Below are 16,960 nucleotides of genomic sequence, written 5' to 3' on the forward strand. Positions count from 1 at the left end.
CTCTATAGCGGAGAGAAACCTCTAAACATGAACGGAAAAGACTTTGCAAACAAGGGAAGGGATGAACATGAACAGCAACTTGAAAGTGTCGGAACACAAAATTGTCGTGCCGGAAAATCCTGTTTCCAAATTTCTGTTTAACGACACCCGGTCGGCGATCATCTGGCTGGTCATCCGGCTGTACCTCGGCTATACCTGGTTGATGGCGGGATGGCACAAAGTGACGTCTCCCGCGTGGACCGGGGAAAATGCCGGGGCGGCGGTGTCCGGCTTCATTAACGGGGCTTTGGCCAAAGCGACGGAAGGCAAAGATGTGACCGGATGGTACGCCGCCTTTTTGGAAAATGTCGCTTTGCCGAACGCGAAGCTGTTTTCTTTCCTGGTCGCTTACGGGGAAGTGCTCGTCGGCCTGGGGCTGATCGTCGGGTTGTTTACGGGGATCGCCGCCTTCTTCGGCAGTTTTATGAACGTCGCTTTTTTGTTTGCCGGAACGTTAAGTTCGAACCCGCTCCTGTTTATTTTGGCGACTTGGCTGGTGTTGGCGTGGAAAACGGCCGGCTGGTACGGTTTGGACCGGTGGGCGCTGCCTCTGTTGGGAACGCCGTGGAAAAGGGAATAGGCAGGGAGAACTTTGCCGGCCGATGAGAGTGGTGCTGTTTGTGCGGCACTCCGTGGCTAGGCGCGGTTAGCGGGGGAACGGGCACGTGGTTGACCGCCGTGTAACCGTCAAGTACCTTTGAACAAATTTCGCGAATTTATTTTCAACAACTAGAAATTTCCAAATATGGTTTGGCGGTGCTTGAGCCGGTAGCTGTCTCCTGTCAGGTGAATCACCTCGCTTCGATGCAGGATCCGGTCCAGAATGGCGGTTGTGACGGCCGGATCCCCGAGCAGTTCTCCCCAATCTTCCGGTCCTTTGTTGGACGTCAGGATGATGGAGGCCTGCCCATACAGTTTGTTGATCAACTGAAAGAACAAGTGAGCCTCCTGCCGATCCAGCGCCATGAACATCAGATCGTCCAGAATCACCAGATCGGAACGGATGATCCGATTCACCCGCAGCTGGGCGTTTCGGGAAATCTCTTGCGTCTTCAAGAGATGCAACAACTGATCCATCGTGACGAAACTGACGCTATATCCTTGATTCAATGCCTCGACGCCCAGTCCAATCGCCAGATGCGTCTTCCCGACGCCGGGCGGGCCCAGAAAGAGCAAGTTATAATGCTGCTCCAGCCACATCAGTTCCCGAAGTTGCTGCAACTGACGTTGTCCCAGGGACGGTTGTTCGTCGACCCGAAATTCGTCCAACGTTTTCAGTTCCGGGAACGCGGCGCGTTTGTACCGACGGGCAAACTGCTTTTCTTCCCGTTTTTTCAACTCGTACGAAAGCACGCGCTGCAAACACTGGCGGTAACTCCACTGCCTGGTTTCGGCTTCCATCAGGAGTTCGTCCAGCGCCCCAGCGGCGGCGGTTAACTGCAGCGCGCTGAATACGGACTTCAGTTCCATCGTCGCTTCACTCATCGGGCTCCCTCCAGGATGGCTTGATATACGTCAAACGGGCGAACTTGCGGCTTCATCTTCAGTTTCTGCCGTTCCGGCTCGCTGAGCAACCGGACATCGGTCGGAACGGCTGGTGCCGCGGCCGATTTCAGAGCCGCGTAATAGTGCAGGGCATCCACGAAATCCGTGGCCTGGTAGAGTCGATGTTTCAGACAATAGGCCAACGCTTGCGCCAGCACATCCGGATCCGCGTCTTTGGCGTGTCGATCGATCCATTGCAACTGGTCCCGAATGTAACGCGGTTTTTGTTCCCGGATGACCGCCAGATAGGATCGGGCTTGCGCCGGTTCTGGAAAGCGGGCGGCCACGTGTTCCATATAGGCGCCAATCCCTTTGGAACGATCCCGGGCATGGTTGGTGTTTTTGATGAGTTTGCCTTTACCCGCATGCAGCGGATGGCGGGCCAGTTCCTCGCCGGTTGCCGGATCGAACGCCACCAACTGCTTGTCCGGCGTCACGCGAATCTCCACAGACGTGTCCGTGCCGGTGTAGGTGCCAAGCGGCAGCGAGTACCGGTTCCCCTGAAAGACAATCGTATTGTCTTTTCGCACCCGTCTTGTTATACTGGGTGCAGAATTGGTTTGTATTTTTTCGGGAACCGGCAGGAGATGGCGCCGCTCTTCGGCGAACACGTCCGCCGGTATTTTTTTGGTCGTGTGATGCATCCGCCCGTTTCCGGTTCGGTTCAACCAAGCCAAACAGTCTTCGTTCCACCGGTCGATGTGGGTAAACGTCCGATGGCGCGCAAAGTTGCGTTTGACGAAACCGACGACGTTTTCCACCCGCCCCTTGCTTTCCGGATCTTGCTTGCGGCACATGCGAATCTGAAATCTGCGCTGCCGGACGTAGGCGGCAAATTCGGCCGTCAGAATCAGATCGCCGTGGTTTTCGCTTACAAGCAGAAGATGATCCTGGTCATAGACGATCTCGCGAGTCATGCCGCCGAAAAATTCAAAGGCGTTCTCGTGGCAGCGGATCACATCCGCCGTGGTAAACGGTCGATCCTGCCATTCCACGTATTTGTACCGGGAATGGGACAGGACAAACGTGATGCACCATAACCGTACGGGATGCTGATGAAGATCGTGCGTTCTCGTTTCGCCGAAGTCAACTTGCATCTGCTGTCCCATGGGCGGGTCTTCCACCGCTTCGTACTGGCGCATCGGTTTGCTTTTCGGGATACCATGCCGCTCACGCAAGTGCCGGACGAAGTGCCGAACGGTGCTCTCGCAGACGTTGGCATCCAAGCGCCGTTCCTTCAACCAGTCATGAATCTGAGCGGCCGATAGGTCCGGATATTCCCGCAACCATTGAAGAACTTGGGATTCAAACGGATCCAGCTTCTTTCGCCGCGTCTTCACCGATTCGATGAATGCCTGCATTTCTTCCGGCGACATGTTCAGATATTTGTACACGGTGTTTCGAGAAATGTTCAGTTTGCGGGCTATCTGTGAAACATTGAGCCCCAACTGTTTCAGTTGATAGATTTCAATGTACATAGGCCACCTTTCCGCAGATTTCATTCTCCTCACCCTACACTGATGAATTTCCAGCTTGATTATATCGGGTGAGGGAGAATCAGGGAATTCGTGTTCAAGATTATTTCGTGTTTCTTGTTAATTTTATTTTAGCGGTTACAACACGACGACCGAGCCGTGCATTCAGTGCTTCGGCGCGATCGTCATGAGCGGCGTCCGGACGATCCGGTACGCCGCGTCCGACCCGATCGCCGGCGGAGCCGGCCTGAACCGTCCGGACAACCCGTTCATCCGGGAGCGGAACATCGACATCCGGCAGGCGGAATACCGGCTGGGCGAGATCCAGCGCGTCATCAGGACGGATCATGTGCTCGGGGCGCTGGATCCCGTCAAGGCCGGGCGGATTCTGAGCCGGGATCAAGAGGAATACCCACGGGCGGTGGAGCTGGGCCGGCAATGGCACGCATCGGGCAGGCTGCGGGACGCGGCGAGACGGGGGCTTTCGTTCGCGGCGGTTGTGGACGAGATGGCGGAGGCGTTGGATCGGCAGCGGCAGGTTATTTTTCCAGGAGAGGAAAATCGTACGGACGAACTGCATCAACTGCGGATCGTGCAGGCAGCGGACGAGCACATCGAACTTCTCGCCGAAATGAACAAGCAGCTGATCGAGGACGAGCAGCACGACAACCCGATGAACGTCGCGCAGCTCGCGGAGCGGATGCGAGGGTTCCTGAGCGGCACCTACAGCGCCTGGCTGTTCGTGGCCGGCGATGACGTCAAAGGGTACGCGCTGGTCGATCACGGAAGGCATCCGTTGTATTTGAGACAGTTTTTCATCTGCCGGCACTGCAGACGGCAGGGCTGGGGCAGGAAAGGCTTCCGCCTGCTGCTGCAGGAACTCGGAACGGACACGATTGACATCGACGTGCTGGTCTGGAACATGCGGGGACGCCGGTTCTGGGAATCGCTCGGTTTCGCCGGGCGCAGCATCCGGATGCGCTATGAGCCGGGGCGCGGGCCGAATGACGGAGATGCGGCGGAGAGGGGAGGATGATTTGACAACAGAGCTGGATCCGGAACTGCTGAAAGCTTTTGTGCAGGATGAACCCATCGTCGAACTTCTCGCCCTCGATCCCGGCTACTCGGGACACGGCAGCGACGTCTGGCTGATCCGAACGGCCGCATCGGAAATGATTGTCCGCTCCTCCCGGCTGCGGGAGGAGCCTGACCATGAATTCTGGTGGGGCCTCAAGCAGCTGTTCGGGGTCGACCCGCGCGACATGATCCATTTCGAGGCCAATTTGAAGCTGCTGGGCGGCATACCGGATATTCCAGTGCCTCAGGTGCTTGTGCGCAAGAGTCTGCATGGCAGGGAGTACCTCGCGGTCGAGCGGATGGAGGGGAGCATGCTGCGCTCTTTCGTCGGCCAACCGGACGGGCTGCTCCATGATTTCGGCGTATGGCTGGCCAAGGTGCATTCCATTTCGTTCGACAAGTTCGGCAATCTGGCGGGAACGCAGGCGGAGGCGAAGGAACGCTTCCATCCGAGGCTGGCGGAGACGATGCGCATCATGGTCGAGCGGGAACATGCGCATGATCCGGCGATGAACAAATATCTGACCATCGTGCTGGGACAACTGGAGCATCTGCCGGCGCCGGAGACGTTCTGCCCCGTCATGATCGATCTGGGGCCGACGCAGTTTCTGGCGGAGAACGGGAAGATTGCCGCTCTCGTGGACGCGGAGGCGTATGTCGCGGCTCCCCGGGAGCTGGATTTTGTCGGACTGGAATATGTCATGGACAAGCGGGCGGCGCGTCCGTTCGCGGAAGGGTATTCGTCCGTCCGCGCGATGCCCGATTTGTCACGGTGCCGCATGGTGTACCGGTTTTTCTACCTGTTGATGGGCGTGCAGGGATCGGTGGATATCCGCCGGTGGCTTGCGCAGCCGGAGCTGTTTTGAGGGACACGAATGTGCAGAACAGAAAGGAAAGCGGGGAAGAATCATGAACGCGTTCGAACTCGAAGAAATGTCAATCAACCATTGGCCCGCGCTGTCCACGATGCTGTACGACGGCTGGGTGCTGCGTTTTGCCGAAGGGTACACGAAAAGGGCCAACTCAATCAGCCCGCTCTATGCTTCAACGCACGATCTTGAGCAGAAAATCAAAGTCTGCGAGGAGCTGTATGCCCGCCGCGGTCTGCCAACCGTCTACAAGCTGACGCCTTTCGCGCAGCCGGCGCATCTGGACGGCCTGCTGGAGAAGATGGGCTATGCGATGGGCGACACGATCAGCGTGCAGACGCTGGATCTGGACCGCGTTACCGAGGAGCCGTGGAACCGGTCCGCCGAGATCAGTGAGTCGTTCACCGCGGACTGGCTGGACGCGTATTGCGCGCTGAGCGGCGTGCAGCCTGAACACCGGAGCGTGCTGGAGCGGATGCTTGCGAATATCCAAACGCCGGCGGCCTGCGCTTCGCTTCGTCTGGACGGGCGGGTCGCCGCCTGCGGGATGGGCGTGCTTGAACGCAACACGCTCGGCGTGTTCTGCATTGTGACCGATCCGGATTATCGCAACCGGGGCTTGGGCGAGCAGCTGATGCTCCATCTTCTGCGTTGGGGAAAGGCGAACGGGGCGAAACGCAGCTACCTGCAGGTGGAAACGGGCAATGCGCCGGCCTTGAGGCTGTACGCCAAGCTGGGTTACCGCGAGGCGTACAGGTATTGGTACCGCGTCAAAAAGGGGTAGCCGCAGGATATTGCAGGGTGCCCCTTTTTTTGACGACTCGTGATCACTTGGGGCGTTGGAACTGGACCTGATTGCCGCAGTACTCGCATTCATCGGGCTTTGAAGGGGGATACCGTTACCGGCGCGCCGCAGCCGGGACATTCGACGGTGACGGGCTCGTCCGGGTCAGCAGCCTGGCCGGAGCCGCCGGATGAATGATGGATAGTTTGCTGCATGGTGGTGATCGTTTGTTGATGCTGCGACGGATCAGACTGAGTCGGCTCTCTCATGAAACTCCTCAGCAATAAGAAGCCCAGCAACAGAGAAGATCCGGTTACGACGAAATTGTAGAGATTGCCGGACCGATCTTCGGGAGAATAGATTAGGCCAAGAAAACTTGCAAACACACCCACCAGGCCGCTGAGAAACAAAAAACAGCCACAGCCAAACTTCATTCCCTTATCCCCCTGCTGTCGGATGCCGGAGGCGTCAGCCCACGACATGGATCTGGTTGCCGCAGTATTCGCATTGAATGGGGTCGGACGAGGCGACCTTCACCGGAGCACCGCATCCCGGACATTCCATGGTCGCGGGCGCAGTCGAAGCGGCACCCGCGGCGCTTGCGGAGCCAACGGACGCATTCGCCTTGCCGGTCGGTTTGCTGGACGGCTCCGGGACCGTATCTTCGGCCGCCGGCATCGGCTGTTCCGGCTTCTTGCGGTCCTTCCACAGCCTCCAGCCGGCATACGTGGTCGTAAAGCTGGTCCCGCAGGTGACAACGGTGACCACCAGCGACACGGCGAGCGGAACCGCCGGTTCGGTGGCCAGAATGGTGATCGTCAAGAGAGAAAATGCGCTGGCCGTGAGTCCCAGCACAAACAGGACAAGGCCGACCGATTTTTTCGCAAAGCTTCTCAAACCGTTACCTCCCGTGAGCCGGAAGCCGCTACGACTTCAGCGCCAGCAGCCGTTCGTTGCGCAGCTCCCACTTCTGCCTGAGCTGCTGAATCTGGTCGATGATCGGCCCGAGCTCGTGATCCTGCCCGCCGATCCGGATCATGGAAGCGGCGATCTCGTTCAGATTTCGGAGTTCTTCCAGCAGCATGAGATCCTGACCGGCAATCGAATCGGGCTTGACCGGGTCGCTGTACTTGACGCTTTCGATGAAATCGGCGATCGCTTTCTCCAATTGCTGCTTTCCCGCGCCGTTCAGCATCGCGACGTGATCTTGCAACTGCCGCAGGCTGAACTCGATTTCGCGCAGACCGGAGACGCGGGGGGCGGGCAGCGTGTTCATGCTTCTCCGTCGATCTGGTGAAGAGCAACAGCAGCGCGCCGATGATGACGACGGCGGCCAGCGCCATCAGGACGAGCGAGATCAGTACGGAGTAGAAGCCTCCAAGTTGCTGTGCTGAGCGGCCGCAGTGCCGGGGGCTCCGGGAACTCCCTGTGCGCCCTGGAAGCCGCCCGGACCGCCCCCGGGAAAACCTCCGCCCGGCATGTTGCCGACGAAGCCGTCACGCAAGTTGGCGGGGGGACCGCCGTTCCCGCCGGAGAACCCTTCGGGCATATTCCCGTCGAAGCCCCCTTGCGGACCGTTGCCAGGCGCATTGCCGGCATCGTTCCCCTCCGGCGCTTGCGGGATCTGCAAGGCGGCAGTCTGGACGATGTTGTCCAGCTTGATGCCGTTGTACCCGACGGAAGCGGGTTTCAGTTTTTCCGCCGCGGCATTGTCCAGCATATCCTCAAAATCTTCTTCGCTCACCGTAATGCGGACGTCGATGACGCGGTCTTTCGGAAAAACAAGCTCGTCCAGCTTCTGCTCCAGTTGTTCCGCCGACCCGGCAGCCGACGCCGTGACGGCCCGGGGCTCGCCGCCCAGCGCTTCAAAGCTCCATGCGGCAATCAGCGCCGCGGCGAAGAAGAGGATGAGCCAGGGCAGATACGTACGTCTTCGCACGATGGTCACACCGCCTTCTCTATTGCGATACATAGTCTCCGCTGTAGCTGATCAGAACGGCGTGCCGGACGCCCGGAAAGCCGGCAATCTCGCCACAAATTGCGGTTCGTCCTTCTTCAGCCGCAGTTCCACCGTCATCTCGATCTGGTCGCTGGTGACGGTTTTTTGCTTCACGTTGACCGTTTTACCCGCTGTTTCAGTTTTTCATAGACGGACTGTTCACTGCCGGTGTCTTCGCATTGCACGACCATCAGATACGGCGTTTCGAAGGAAGCGCTCTTGGCGAACACGAACAGCACCAGACCGATGATGATGGACCCGATGATCGCAAGGACGTAGAATCCTGCGCCGATGACGATGCCGGCCGCGGCGGACCAGAACAGGAAGATGAGATCGGTGGGGTCCTTGATCGGCGTCCGGAAGCGGACGATGCTGAGCGCCCCGACCATGCCGAGGGACAGAATCAGGTTTGAATTGACGGCGATGATCACCATGGCGGTGACGATCGTCATGCCGATGAGGGAGACGTTGAAGCTTTTGGAACAGAGAACGCCGCTGAAGATTCTTTGTACAAAATGTGGATGAACAGTCCGACGAAGAAGGCGATCAGCAGCGACGTGATAAAGGTGGGAATGCTGATGTTGTTGGAAAATTATTCCGAATTGTGGATCATGTCCCTGAAGGTAACGGTTCCGTTGTTCATGCTTATTGATCCTCCCATGCGTTTTCTTTGAGCAGTTTGCGGCAGATGACGTATTTCGAACTGGATTGACGGTGAATGTTCTCGCCTTGCAGAGCCGTCCGCACGAATTCGGGCAAGTAATCGTCATACTTGACCTCCATGACGACGATCCGGTTGTCGAGGGCGCTGACCGTCGGCAAGCCGGGGTTGAACAGGTTCGTGCCGCTTAGGCCCGTCCGCAAATGTTTGTCAAACGTAATGCGAACATGCCATAGGGACATATGTACGCTTCGCGGATGTAATCCACGATGACTTTCGCCCGGAGCTGCTCGTTTTTCATGAGCCGGTACATCTCGAGCAGCAGGGGCTTGCCGGGGACGTTCAGCACCTCGGGATCGCCCGCCGCGATTCTCTCCGCCATCTCCCGGGTCAGCGGTTCCTTGATCTTGTCGATGTAGTCGTTGCGTTTCAGCTTTTTCTCCAGGTGGATGATCCGATCGGACAAATTGTAGATCCGGAGGCGGTATTTCTCGCGATCCCGGACACCGCCCAGTTTCTCGTGGAGGGCCTTGTTGTCAATCGTGTCGAAATACAGGCTGCGGATGTAATATTCACCTTGAGGTCCCGCATGTTTGTCGGGCCGGAGCAGCGCCTTGAGCCTCTGCTTGATGATGAAATACTGGTGGGGATTGATCTGGTATTTCAGTTCATGCCTGAATTTGAGCGCCCCGTCCATGGCCATCCCTTCCTTCCGCTGGGGATGAGTGTAGCAGAGGCGGATTAATCAATTGTGAAGGAAAGATTAAGTAAAGCTGAACATGCGTCGGGATGCGATCAGCAGTGGACACGGGGATTCGGGAGTGCGACAATAAATGATGGTGGAAATCATAGACTGAACTGTTGATGTCAGGCATCAAAGGAATAGTTGCATTCGGGAGGCGCCATTCAGATGGAGGTCATCTACAGGCAATACGTAATCAGTGACGACAAGTCAAGAATTGACGTTCAGACGGTGATGGATTTTCTGGCCGGCAGTTACTGGGCGAATCGGCGTCCTCCCGAGAGAATTAGAAAATCCATTGAAAACTCGATATGCTATGGCGTCTACGACCGGGACAACATGATCGGCTTCGCAAGAGTGGTTACGGACGGAGCGACGATGTATTATGTGTGCGATGTTTTTGTGCTGGAAGCGTATCGGGGACAAGGGATTGGAAAGAAGCTGATCGAGATTATCACCAACGCTCCGGAATTTGAATGGATGACGGGAATTTTGGGGACAAGGGATGCGCACGGATTATACGAACGGTTCGGATTTGAAAGAGACGGCAGCCGGTTTATGATCCGGTTGCCGCAGGCCCGGAAGACGTAAGGGGAAAGGCAGTGATGAATGCATGATCGTTGTTCGAGCGTATTCATGTGATGACCTGGAAGCCGTTGCCGAACTGATGGGGGAGTTGGGCTACCCCGCTTCAAGCACGCAGATGCAGAAAAGGATGGAGGCCATCAGCTCCCATCCGGATTATGCGACGCTGGTGGCGGAATGCGAGGGCGAAGTGGTGGGCATGATCGGCCTGCGTCTGACTTTCGGTTATGAACACGATGGTCATGTTGTCCAGATTACGGTGCTCGTCGTGAAAGCGGTGTTCAGGGGCAGGGGCGTAGGCAAAGAATTGATCCGCCATGCGGAAAAATGGGCAAGAGAAAAAGGAGCTGCGGCCATCGTGCTCACCAGCGGCAAGAGGCCCGAACGTGAAGCAGCGCATCGGTTCTACCGGCACATGGGATTTTCCGTCACGGGATTGCGGTTTTCGAAAAAACTGTAGTGCAGCAATTTTAACGGGAAAGAAGGGAAGTTTGGATGAGGAAATCAGGGATTTGGGTTCCCATCGTAAGCGCGCTAATGGGTGTAGCCTCTTCTTTTTCTTATTTTCGATGGTCGTATTATGGGTTCCTTTCGGGTCTGTATATATCAAAATCTTACTCCCATCAAGTTAACATATTTGGAATGCTCTTGCTAGGCTTGTTTATCGGATTTTTGTTATCCGTATCGAATTGATATCAAGCGAAGCAATAGAAACTACCAGAATACCACTACAATTTACTTGATTAAAACGACTGAAGGCTCTATAGCAAAGCAACCTTTCTTTCGGCTGCTCCTTGACTTTGGCTCCCCGGTGAAAAATGATCTGAATTTGCTTGGGCTCATCCTTCCGTTGAAATACCCTCCAGCTTACTTGAACTTTGCGCATAGGGCAAACAAATTTGATGGGCTGACCAAAAAACGGGTCATGCAGGAACATGAATAAAAACGAACAAACATGAATTTAACCTATTAAAAAACAGCAAAAACATGAATATAATGGAACCAGCACGGAAAACTTCAGTGCCTTATTGGAGGAGGATGCGCATGTTTTCGCAGGAAAGACGGGAGAAGATTTTGGAACTGCTCGGTAGCGAGGGGCGCGTGCTCGCCAAAGATTTGGCCGAACGGTTCGAGGTGTCCATCGATACGATTCGCCGCGACCTGTCCATCATGGAGGAAGAGAAACTGCTCAAGCGAACGCACGGGGGCGCCATTCCGCTTCCGGTTGTCCGGAACATGCCGCAGCCTCCTTCGACAAGATACGGAGAAGGGGATCAGTACCAGCATGCGATCGCGAAACGGGCGGCCATCCATATTCAGGAAAAAGAAACCGTCTTCGTCGGCGGGGCGTCCATCCATGATGTGCTGCTCAAATACCTCCCCCGGCACTTCCCGTTCACCGTGGTGACCAATTCCCTGCGCATCGCCGATGCCCTGAAAGATCGGAAGAACATTGAAATCTATCTGATCGGCGGGCGCATCAAGCCTTCCGGCAACATCACCGACGCGCTGGCGAATGATTTTGCCGGACAGTTCGAGCTGGACCTGTGCTTTGCGACGGGGGGAGGGTTATCCGTGAAGGGACTCAGCACCGCCACACCCGAGGCCGCAATCTTTTCCCGCACCGTCATCGAGCATTCGCGAAGGGTCGTCTGTCTCGCGGAGCACCGCAAATTCGGGGTGGACTGCTTTGCGAGGATCGTGCCGCTGAACAAGCTTCATCTGATCATCACGGACGGCGAGACGCCGGAGGATGAAATCAGGAAGATGGAAGCCGCCGACGTGAAGGTGGAGGTTGCCCGATGACAGACCGCGAAATTCCGAAGGAACCGCCGGTGCCAGAGTTGAACGCGGAACAGATCGCGATCATGACGGAAGCGGTCTTCCTGGAAGAGGCCGCAGCCAGGCCGAAATGCGACGTGATGTTCGTTTTCGGCGGGACGCATCCCGGCCATTGGGAGACGGCCATTGCTGCGTACAAGAGCGGGCTGGCGCCGCGCATCATTATCACGGGAGGCTCGGGAAAATCCGGCGGGCGTGAGAAGGCCGAACCATCCGAGGTGGAAGCGATCGCGCATCATCTGCTGGAGGCGGGCATCCCGCGGGAAGCCCTCCTGTTGGAAACCCGGTCAAGCAACTCGCTGGAAAATGTGCGGTTTGCGAGGGAACTGTTCGATTTCTCGAGGGTCCGTTCGGTTCTGTTCGTGTGCAAAAGCCACGCGGCCGGCCGGCAGTACCGCACGCTCAGGAAGCATCTCGGCTCCGATCTTATGTACATCCCCGCGACGTTCGATACGGTGTACAGAGGGGTGAGAATCAACCGGAACAGCTGGTCGGACACGGAGATCGGCAGATCCCGCGTCTACGGGGAGTACCTGCGCATCCTCCGTTACGGAGACAGGGGCGACATCGAAAGGCTGGAAGACCGGCTGGTCATCCGCTTCGCCGATCCGTGACGCCCGAAGTTACAGGTCGATCCTGAAGTACAGGCTCGGTCTGCCCTTGGTGTAGTTGTCGTTTTCACCGATGAACACTCCGCCGTTTTTCTGTATCGTTCTGGCCGAAGCCACATTGTCTTTGTAGCAGCCCACGATTACGCTTGTTTTGCCTTTCTCCCGGCAGATGTCCAGCGCGTGGCGCAGCATGATGGTCGCATAGCCCTTTCGCCTTTCGGTCGGGCGCACGCCGTAGCCGATGTCCCCGATCGATTCGGACAGTTCGCGCGACAGTTCGTATCGGACGCTGAGCAGGCCGACCAGTCGCTCTTGATCGAAACAGAGGAGCACCAGGCTCCTGCCCGACTCGCCTTCTCCCGTCTCGGCGCATCGTTTGATTTTCTCGACCCAATCGCCGTACGCCATGGAAGTGAGGCTGTAGCTTGCCGAGATGTGCTGCTCGCCATAATCATAATGCTCCTGCACATAGTCCCGAAGAATCGCTTCGTCATCCAGCCCGGGCAGTCTGTAGAGCATCCCGATCCATCCTCCAAGAGAAATTGGCTTCTTTACACCTCTTCGATACTGATATTCAGTATAATCAAAATCTGACCGGGGTCCAGAAAGCAAGAAAGAGGGGGCGCCCCCTTCGGCCATGCCGCGATTTGTCAAAATTTTTCCGGAAACTGTCTGACCGATAGTCTGCGGAGGATCAAATCCGGAACAGAACGGGATCGGGGGATGACGGGGCTGTCCGTGAACGATCCGGAGTGAGGGCGCGGTCAGCGCAGCTTCCGGATTTACCGCGCCCAATGGTCGAAGTCGCGAACACTGCAACCCATCACATCGCGCTTGCCGTCATCTCTTACGTATTGGATGCACAGCAGCGGGCGGATGGAGAGTTTTTCGGTGAAAGCGGGACAAGCCGAACCAGGACGATCTCCGAAGGGGTAAGCCAAAGCAGCGCCAACCCGCGCCATTCAAAACCTTTGCGCGATTGCTGCCCGTAGTAATTCACGAGTTCGGAACAAACCGGTTTCCCGTACTTAACCCATCCGTCTGGATTCGGGGTTGATAAGAAATCTTTAACTAAAATAACTCAACTTTCGCAGCTTGAAAATCTGTGCTAAGCCTTGATGGAGCTAGGATTTCTTAGTCGAAAAATCTCGTTCTTGACAGAAAAACACCTTTCTTGTTTGGTAAAATGGAAGTTGCTAAAGCTTACCATCCCAAACAGAAAGGTGTGTATCCCTATGGTACAACACAATTCTCTGTCTGAAAAGGGTCAAGAACGAATTTCGGCTGCGTTCTCTACAACTGGTTCCGTCTTCTCAACAGCGATCGCCGTCAGTCTTTGCCTGGCAAAGATGTGGTCTATCGGTTCTTAAACCATCCGCGCTTTGCAAGGAGATTCTGGGCTCGGTCATCGTTCAAACCGCATGCGGTCTGCCGGTCAAACTGGTCTTTGTTCAAAATCGCAATCGGCGGCGGGATTGGCTGGTTCTGCTCAGCACCGACCTGGCGTTGGAAGATGCCGAGATCGTTCGCATTTACGGCATGCGTTGGAGCATCAAGACGTTCTTCAAATTTGCCAAATCGTATCTGAAGCTGGGGACGGAGTTCCAAGGCCGTTCATTTGACATGCTCACCAGCCACACCACCATCGTATTTGCGCGTTATCTCGTGATGGAATGGGAACGTCGTCACGAAAACGACGCGCGGTCGTTGGGCGGTCTGTTCTTCCTGTTTTCCGACGAAGTTCGAGACCTGGATCTCAAAACGGCTTTGCAACATCTGATAGCATTTTTCATGGAGTTCACGGAAGCCAAGTCCAAACGGGATCAGTCTGCCGTTTTTCGTCAACTCCAGCATTGGATTTGTATATACTCGACACAACAATACGCTGCACGCTTGAGGGAGGGTAACTCGTGGAGATTGCAAGTTCATCTGTCGCCATGACCGGCATTCAACGCACACGCATTGTCGTTGCGCTCATCATCGGGGCTTTCATTGCGGTTTTGAATGAAACGATGATTCAGGTCGCTTTTCCCGATCTGATGAGGGATTATTCCGCCCCGCTCATGACCGTCCAATGGTTGGCCACCGTGTATATGCTCGTTGTCGGAACACTCTTGCCCGTCACCGCTTTGCTGCAGCAGTGGTTTACGACACGCCAAATGTTTTTGTCCGCGACGATTTTCTTTCTTGTCGGCACCATCGTGTGCGGCACGGCCCCCGTTTTTTCCGTGTTGTTGATCGGAAGAGTGGTGCAAGCGCTCGGAACAGGGCTCATGCTGCCGGTGATGATGAACACGATGATGCATATTTACCCGCCGGAACGCAGGGGGGGCGCGATGGGCATGATCGGGCTGGTCGTGATGTTTGCTCCCGCGATCGGGCCGACGGTTGCGGGATTGATCATCGACCGGCTCTCGTGGCGTTGGATGTTCTATCTCATCATTCCGATTGCGGCTTTTTCGGTGTTGTTTGCGGCGGCCCTTTTGCGCAATGTATCCGACATTACAAAACCGAAAGTCGACTATCTTTCCATCGTGTTGTCTTGCACCGGATTCGGAGGATTGGTGTATGGATTGAGCGCCGCGGCCATATACCTCTCATCCGAAACATGGGGTTCACTTATTGTCGGAGGCATTGCATTGGTCTTGTTCGTCCTTCGGCAGTTGTCCATTGCCGCGCCGATCCTGGAGCTCAGGACATTCCGATATCCGATGTTCAGCATTGCGATGGTTCTCGTCCTGCTGCTCATGATGGTGATGTTCTCCGCGGGATTGCTGCTCTCGCAGTTCATGTTGATCGTGCTGGGGATGACCGCGTTTGAAGTCGGATTGTGTGGTTTGTTGCCGGGTGTCGCTTACGCCGCCATGTCGCTGGTTTCCGGCAAGCTGTTTGACCGGTACGGGGTGAAAGTTCTGATCATTCCGGGTTTTGTGCTGGTTTTGCTCTCGCTGTGGGCGTTCACCTGGCTGGATATGGGCACAACGGCGGTCTATATCATCGCAATGAACGTCTTGCTCAGCATCGGCATACCGCTCGTCATCACGCCCGTTCAGACCGCGGGACTGAACGCTTTGCCAAGAAGACTTTTTCCGCACGGCGCGGCGATTGTGAATACCCTCATGCAAATTGCCGGCGCCATCGGAATCGTAACGTTTACGGGAATCTTATCCAAAGTAAGCAACGACTACATGGCATCGTCGGGCAATACATGGTCCGATCAGCTTAGTGGATTCAGTGCCGGCATCCAAAGCGCGTTTTGGTGGGCGATGGCGGTCGGAGCGGCGGCTCTGATTGTCGGCATGTTCATGAAGCGCGCCGAGCCGCCCGAGTGAGTTTATTTTCCGCGGCCTTTATCCAAACTCAAGTAAGCCCGATCCTGGAGGATCGGGATTGCCTCCAAAAAGCATATTGACTTTTGATTTGTAATCGATTACATTAAATTACGAATTCATGACATAACACCTCCGGATTTCAAAGGTAAGCACAGGTCATTTGAAAGCGGTTGCTTCGTTGTGGTTTCGATTATTTCACGGCAATTCCCAAGGAGTAAATAGAAATTACCGACCAAATTTGATAGATGGAATAGGTCGTATGTTTTGAAATCGATTACAGGCGGTGCTATACTGTGTGGTGATAAAGCGATCGAAGAGAGTGGTTTGATCAGAATGAGAGACTATAAAATCAGCGATATCGCGAAGATGGCCAACGTGTCCGTTGCGACGGTTTCCAGGATGCTGAACAACAGCGCTTCGGTAACGGAAAAGACAAGACGGAAAGTGCTCGAGGCGATCGAGAAGGCGAACTATACGCCGAATGCTGTCGCCAAGAACTTGAGATCGAAAAAAACAATGGCTTTGGCTGTACAGGTTCCCGATATCGGCGTTTCCTATTTTGCCGATATCGTCAAAGGAATCGAAAATATGGCGAGCTCACTGAATTACAAAATATTTATTTGCGATCTGCAGAACCAGAAAGAAAAGGCGTATGAGTACATGTCGTTGCTGCTGAATCGAACGGTGGACGGCATGATCCTTGTAACGCCTGATTTGACGGATGAGGAGATTGTTTCGTATGTCGATCAGGGCTATAAAATCGGTGTAATCGGACGGCATATCGATCACCGGGAGATTCCCTGCGTTTATACGGATAACGTAAAGATGGGCAAGGAAGTCGTCAGCCATCTTATATCCCAGGGACATGAAAGAATCGCCTTTCTGAGCGGTTTTGCCCATGCCATCGACAGTTATACAAGGCTTGAGGGATATATGAAAGGCTTGAGAGATGCCGGCTATCCGTTTCTTCCCGAGCTGATCGAGAACGGGGATTTTAATGAGGATAAAGGCTATGAAGCTTTCAAGCGGCTCATTGCCAAAAATGTACATTTTACCGCCGTATTCGCAGCGAATGATGAGATGGCTTTGGGTGTGTACAAGGCTTGCCAAGAATTGAATATCAAGATTCCCGAGGAAATGGCCGTCGTCGGCGTCGACAATACAAGAATCACGAACTATATTGCGCCGAAAATGAGTACGGTGGATCAGCCCAAATACGCGATGGGGGCGTTGATCGCCGAAAAGTTGATCGATCAGATCAATGACAATATTTACCGGGATCAACGGGTGTTCAAGGTCGATTCAACCCTGATCATTCGGGAATCATCCAATTACAAAAGAAAGTAACACGAGAACCTGATCATCAGGCGCTTTTCATCAAAAAAAGTAATCGATTACA

At 55.2% G+C, this 16,960-nt stretch carries 17 protein-coding genes and 3 pseudogenes; 11 read left to right on the forward strand and 9 right to left on the reverse strand.

Going from position 1 to position 16,960, the window contains the following annotated elements; genetic code table 11:
- Positions 1-67 precede the first annotated feature (67 nt).
- Complete coding sequence (locus THECO_RS04365) at positions 68-619, forward strand: DoxX family protein (RefSeq protein ID WP_015253854.1); 552 nt, start codon at positions 68-70, stop codon at positions 617-619.
- Between the two features lie 149 nt (positions 620-768).
- Here THECO_RS04365 and istB read toward each other — a convergent pair whose 3' ends face one another.
- Complete coding sequence (gene istB / locus THECO_RS04370; protein WP_015253556.1) at positions 769-1,524, reverse strand: IS21-like element helper ATPase IstB; 756 nt, start codon at positions 1,522-1,524, stop codon at positions 769-771.
- On the reverse strand, positions 1,521-3,062 hold the full coding sequence (gene istA / locus THECO_RS04375) for an IS21 family transposase (RefSeq protein ID WP_015253855.1): 1,542 nt from the start codon (positions 3,060-3,062) through the stop codon (positions 1,521-1,523). The genes istB and istA overlap by 4 nt, the downstream gene beginning before the upstream one ends.
- 184 nt (positions 3,063-3,246) lie before the next feature.
- Between istA and THECO_RS20400 the strand changes: the two genes are divergently transcribed.
- The 3 genes from THECO_RS20400 to THECO_RS04390 are packed head-to-tail and all read left to right on the forward strand — an operon-like array spanning position 3,247 to position 5,789.
- Positions 3,247-4,095, forward strand: a complete 849-nt coding sequence (locus THECO_RS20400) for a GNAT family N-acetyltransferase (RefSeq protein WP_015253856.1) — start codon at positions 3,247-3,249, stop codon at positions 4,093-4,095.
- A gap of 1 nt (position 4,096) precedes the next feature.
- Complete coding sequence (locus THECO_RS04385; RefSeq protein WP_015253857.1) at positions 4,097-5,002, forward strand: phosphotransferase family protein; 906 nt, start codon at positions 4,097-4,099, stop codon at positions 5,000-5,002.
- A gap of 43 nt (positions 5,003-5,045) precedes the next feature.
- Positions 5,046-5,789 (forward strand): GNAT family N-acetyltransferase, encoded by a 744-nt coding sequence (locus tag THECO_RS04390; RefSeq protein ID WP_015253858.1) that lies wholly within the window; start codon positions 5,046-5,048, stop codon positions 5,787-5,789.
- 89 nt (positions 5,790-5,878) lie between these two features.
- Here THECO_RS04390 and THECO_RS04395 read toward each other — a convergent pair whose 3' ends face one another.
- The 6 genes and pseudogenes from THECO_RS04395 to THECO_RS04420 all read right to left on the reverse strand — a co-directional run bounded on the left by THECO_RS04395 (position 5,879) and on the right by THECO_RS04420 (position 9,146).
- Complete coding sequence (locus THECO_RS04395; protein ID WP_015253859.1) at positions 5,879-6,223, reverse strand: hypothetical protein; 345 nt, start codon at positions 6,221-6,223, stop codon at positions 5,879-5,881.
- A gap of 34 nt (positions 6,224-6,257) precedes the next feature.
- The gene (locus THECO_RS04400; RefSeq protein ID WP_015253860.1) at positions 6,258-6,686 is read right to left on the reverse strand and encodes a DNA-directed RNA polymerase; all 429 of its coding nucleotides are present in this window, start codon (positions 6,684-6,686) and stop codon (positions 6,258-6,260) included.
- A gap of 28 nt (positions 6,687-6,714) precedes the next feature.
- Entirely contained in the window at positions 6,715-7,065 is a 351-nt protein-coding gene (locus THECO_RS04405) for a hypothetical protein (protein ID WP_015253861.1), read from the reverse strand.
- An 81-nt stretch (positions 7,066-7,146) separates the two neighbouring features.
- Positions 7,147-7,728, reverse strand: a complete 582-nt coding sequence (locus THECO_RS04410) for a hypothetical protein (RefSeq protein WP_015253862.1) — start codon at positions 7,726-7,728, stop codon at positions 7,147-7,149.
- 19 nt (positions 7,729-7,747) lie between these two features.
- Positions 7,748-8,431 (reverse strand): annotated as a pseudogene (locus THECO_RS04415) (MgtC/SapB family protein).
- 2 nt (positions 8,432-8,433) lie between these two features.
- Positions 8,434-9,146, reverse strand: a pseudogene (locus THECO_RS04420) (polyphosphate polymerase domain-containing protein).
- Positions 9,147-9,359: 213 nt separating this feature from the next.
- On the opposite strand from THECO_RS04420, the gene THECO_RS04425 reads away from it, so the two are divergent.
- The 4 genes from THECO_RS04425 to THECO_RS04440 all read left to right on the forward strand — a co-directional run bounded on the left by THECO_RS04425 (position 9,360) and on the right by THECO_RS04440 (position 12,232).
- Positions 9,360-9,782 (forward strand): GNAT family N-acetyltransferase, encoded by a 423-nt coding sequence (locus THECO_RS04425; protein WP_015253864.1) that lies wholly within the window; start codon positions 9,360-9,362, stop codon positions 9,780-9,782.
- A 22-nt stretch (positions 9,783-9,804) separates the two neighbouring features.
- Positions 9,805-10,236 carry a GNAT family N-acetyltransferase gene (locus THECO_RS04430; protein WP_015253865.1) on the forward strand — a complete coding sequence of 144 codons (432 nt, stop codon included), beginning with the start codon at positions 9,805-9,807 and terminating at the stop codon, positions 10,234-10,236.
- A 584-nt stretch (positions 10,237-10,820) separates the two neighbouring features.
- Positions 10,821-11,582: a DeoR/GlpR family DNA-binding transcription regulator gene (locus THECO_RS04435; protein ID WP_015253866.1), complete on the forward strand. Its 762-nt coding sequence runs from the start codon at positions 10,821-10,823 to the stop codon at positions 11,580-11,582.
- Positions 11,579-12,232: a YdcF family protein gene (locus THECO_RS04440; RefSeq protein WP_015253867.1), complete on the forward strand. Its 654-nt coding sequence runs from the start codon at positions 11,579-11,581 to the stop codon at positions 12,230-12,232. The genes THECO_RS04435 and THECO_RS04440 overlap by 4 nt, the downstream gene beginning before the upstream one ends.
- Positions 12,233-12,241: 9 nt before the next feature.
- Here THECO_RS04440 and THECO_RS04445 read toward each other — a convergent pair whose 3' ends face one another.
- Positions 12,242-12,748 carry a GNAT family N-acetyltransferase gene (locus THECO_RS04445; protein ID WP_015253868.1) on the reverse strand — a complete coding sequence of 169 codons (507 nt, stop codon included), beginning with the start codon at positions 12,746-12,748 and terminating at the stop codon, positions 12,242-12,244.
- Positions 12,749-13,618: 870 nt separating this feature from the next.
- On the opposite strand from THECO_RS04445, the pseudogene THECO_RS04450 reads away from it, so the two are divergent.
- From THECO_RS04450 to THECO_RS04460, 3 genes and pseudogenes are all read left to right on the forward strand, one after another.
- Positions 13,619-14,170 (forward strand): annotated as a pseudogene (locus THECO_RS04450) (hypothetical protein); the annotation flags it as partial.
- The gene (locus tag THECO_RS04455) at positions 14,140-15,561 is read left to right on the forward strand and encodes an MDR family MFS transporter (protein WP_015253869.1); all 1,422 of its coding nucleotides are present in this window, start codon (positions 14,140-14,142) and stop codon (positions 15,559-15,561) included. The pseudogene THECO_RS04450 and the gene THECO_RS04455, both read left to right, overlap by 31 nt.
- Positions 15,562-15,894: 333 nt before the next feature.
- Positions 15,895-16,908 carry a LacI family DNA-binding transcriptional regulator gene (locus THECO_RS04460; RefSeq protein ID WP_015253870.1) on the forward strand — a complete coding sequence of 338 codons (1,014 nt, stop codon included), beginning with the start codon at positions 15,895-15,897 and terminating at the stop codon, positions 16,906-16,908.
- Positions 16,909-16,960 lie beyond the last annotated feature (52 nt).

Origin of the sequence: Thermobacillus composti KWC4, from assembly GCF_000227705.2 — a bacterium.
Classification (GTDB): domain Bacteria; phylum Bacillota; class Bacilli; order Paenibacillales; family Paenibacillaceae; genus Thermobacillus; species Thermobacillus xylanilyticus.

Bases quoted from the DNA above. Each gene is read 5' to 3' on its own strand.
- THECO_RS04365 (WP_015253854.1), top strand. From the start codon at position 68: ATGAACAGCAACTTGAAAGTGTCGGAACACAAAATTGTCGTGCCGGAA.
- istB (WP_015253556.1), bottom strand. From the start codon at position 1,524: ATGAGTGAAGCGACGATGGAACTGAAGTCCGTATTCAGCGCGCTGCAG.
- istA (WP_015253855.1), bottom strand. From the start codon at position 3,062: ATGTACATTGAAATCTATCAACTGAAACAGTTGGGGCTCAATGTTTCA.
- THECO_RS20400 (WP_015253856.1), top strand. From the start codon at position 3,247: ATGAGCGGCGTCCGGACGATCCGGTACGCCGCGTCCGACCCGATCGCC.
- THECO_RS04390 (WP_015253858.1), top strand. From the start codon at position 5,046: ATGAACGCGTTCGAACTCGAAGAAATGTCAATCAACCATTGGCCCGCG.
- THECO_RS04395 (WP_015253859.1), bottom strand. From the start codon at position 6,223: ATGAAGTTTGGCTGTGGCTGTTTTTTGTTTCTCAGCGGCCTGGTGGGT.
- THECO_RS04405 (WP_015253861.1), bottom strand. From the start codon at position 7,065: ATGAACACGCTGCCCGCCCCCCGCGTCTCCGGTCTGCGCGAAATCGAG.
- THECO_RS04425 (WP_015253864.1), top strand. From the start codon at position 9,360: ATGGAGGTCATCTACAGGCAATACGTAATCAGTGACGACAAGTCAAGA.
- THECO_RS04430 (WP_015253865.1), top strand. From the start codon at position 9,805: ATGATCGTTGTTCGAGCGTATTCATGTGATGACCTGGAAGCCGTTGCC.
- THECO_RS04435 (WP_015253866.1), top strand. From the start codon at position 10,821: ATGTTTTCGCAGGAAAGACGGGAGAAGATTTTGGAACTGCTCGGTAGC.
- THECO_RS04440 (WP_015253867.1), top strand. From the start codon at position 11,579: ATGACAGACCGCGAAATTCCGAAGGAACCGCCGGTGCCAGAGTTGAAC.
- THECO_RS04445 (WP_015253868.1), bottom strand. From the start codon at position 12,748: ATGCTCTACAGACTGCCCGGGCTGGATGACGAAGCGATTCTTCGGGAC.
- THECO_RS04460 (WP_015253870.1), top strand. From the start codon at position 15,895: ATGAGAGACTATAAAATCAGCGATATCGCGAAGATGGCCAACGTGTCC.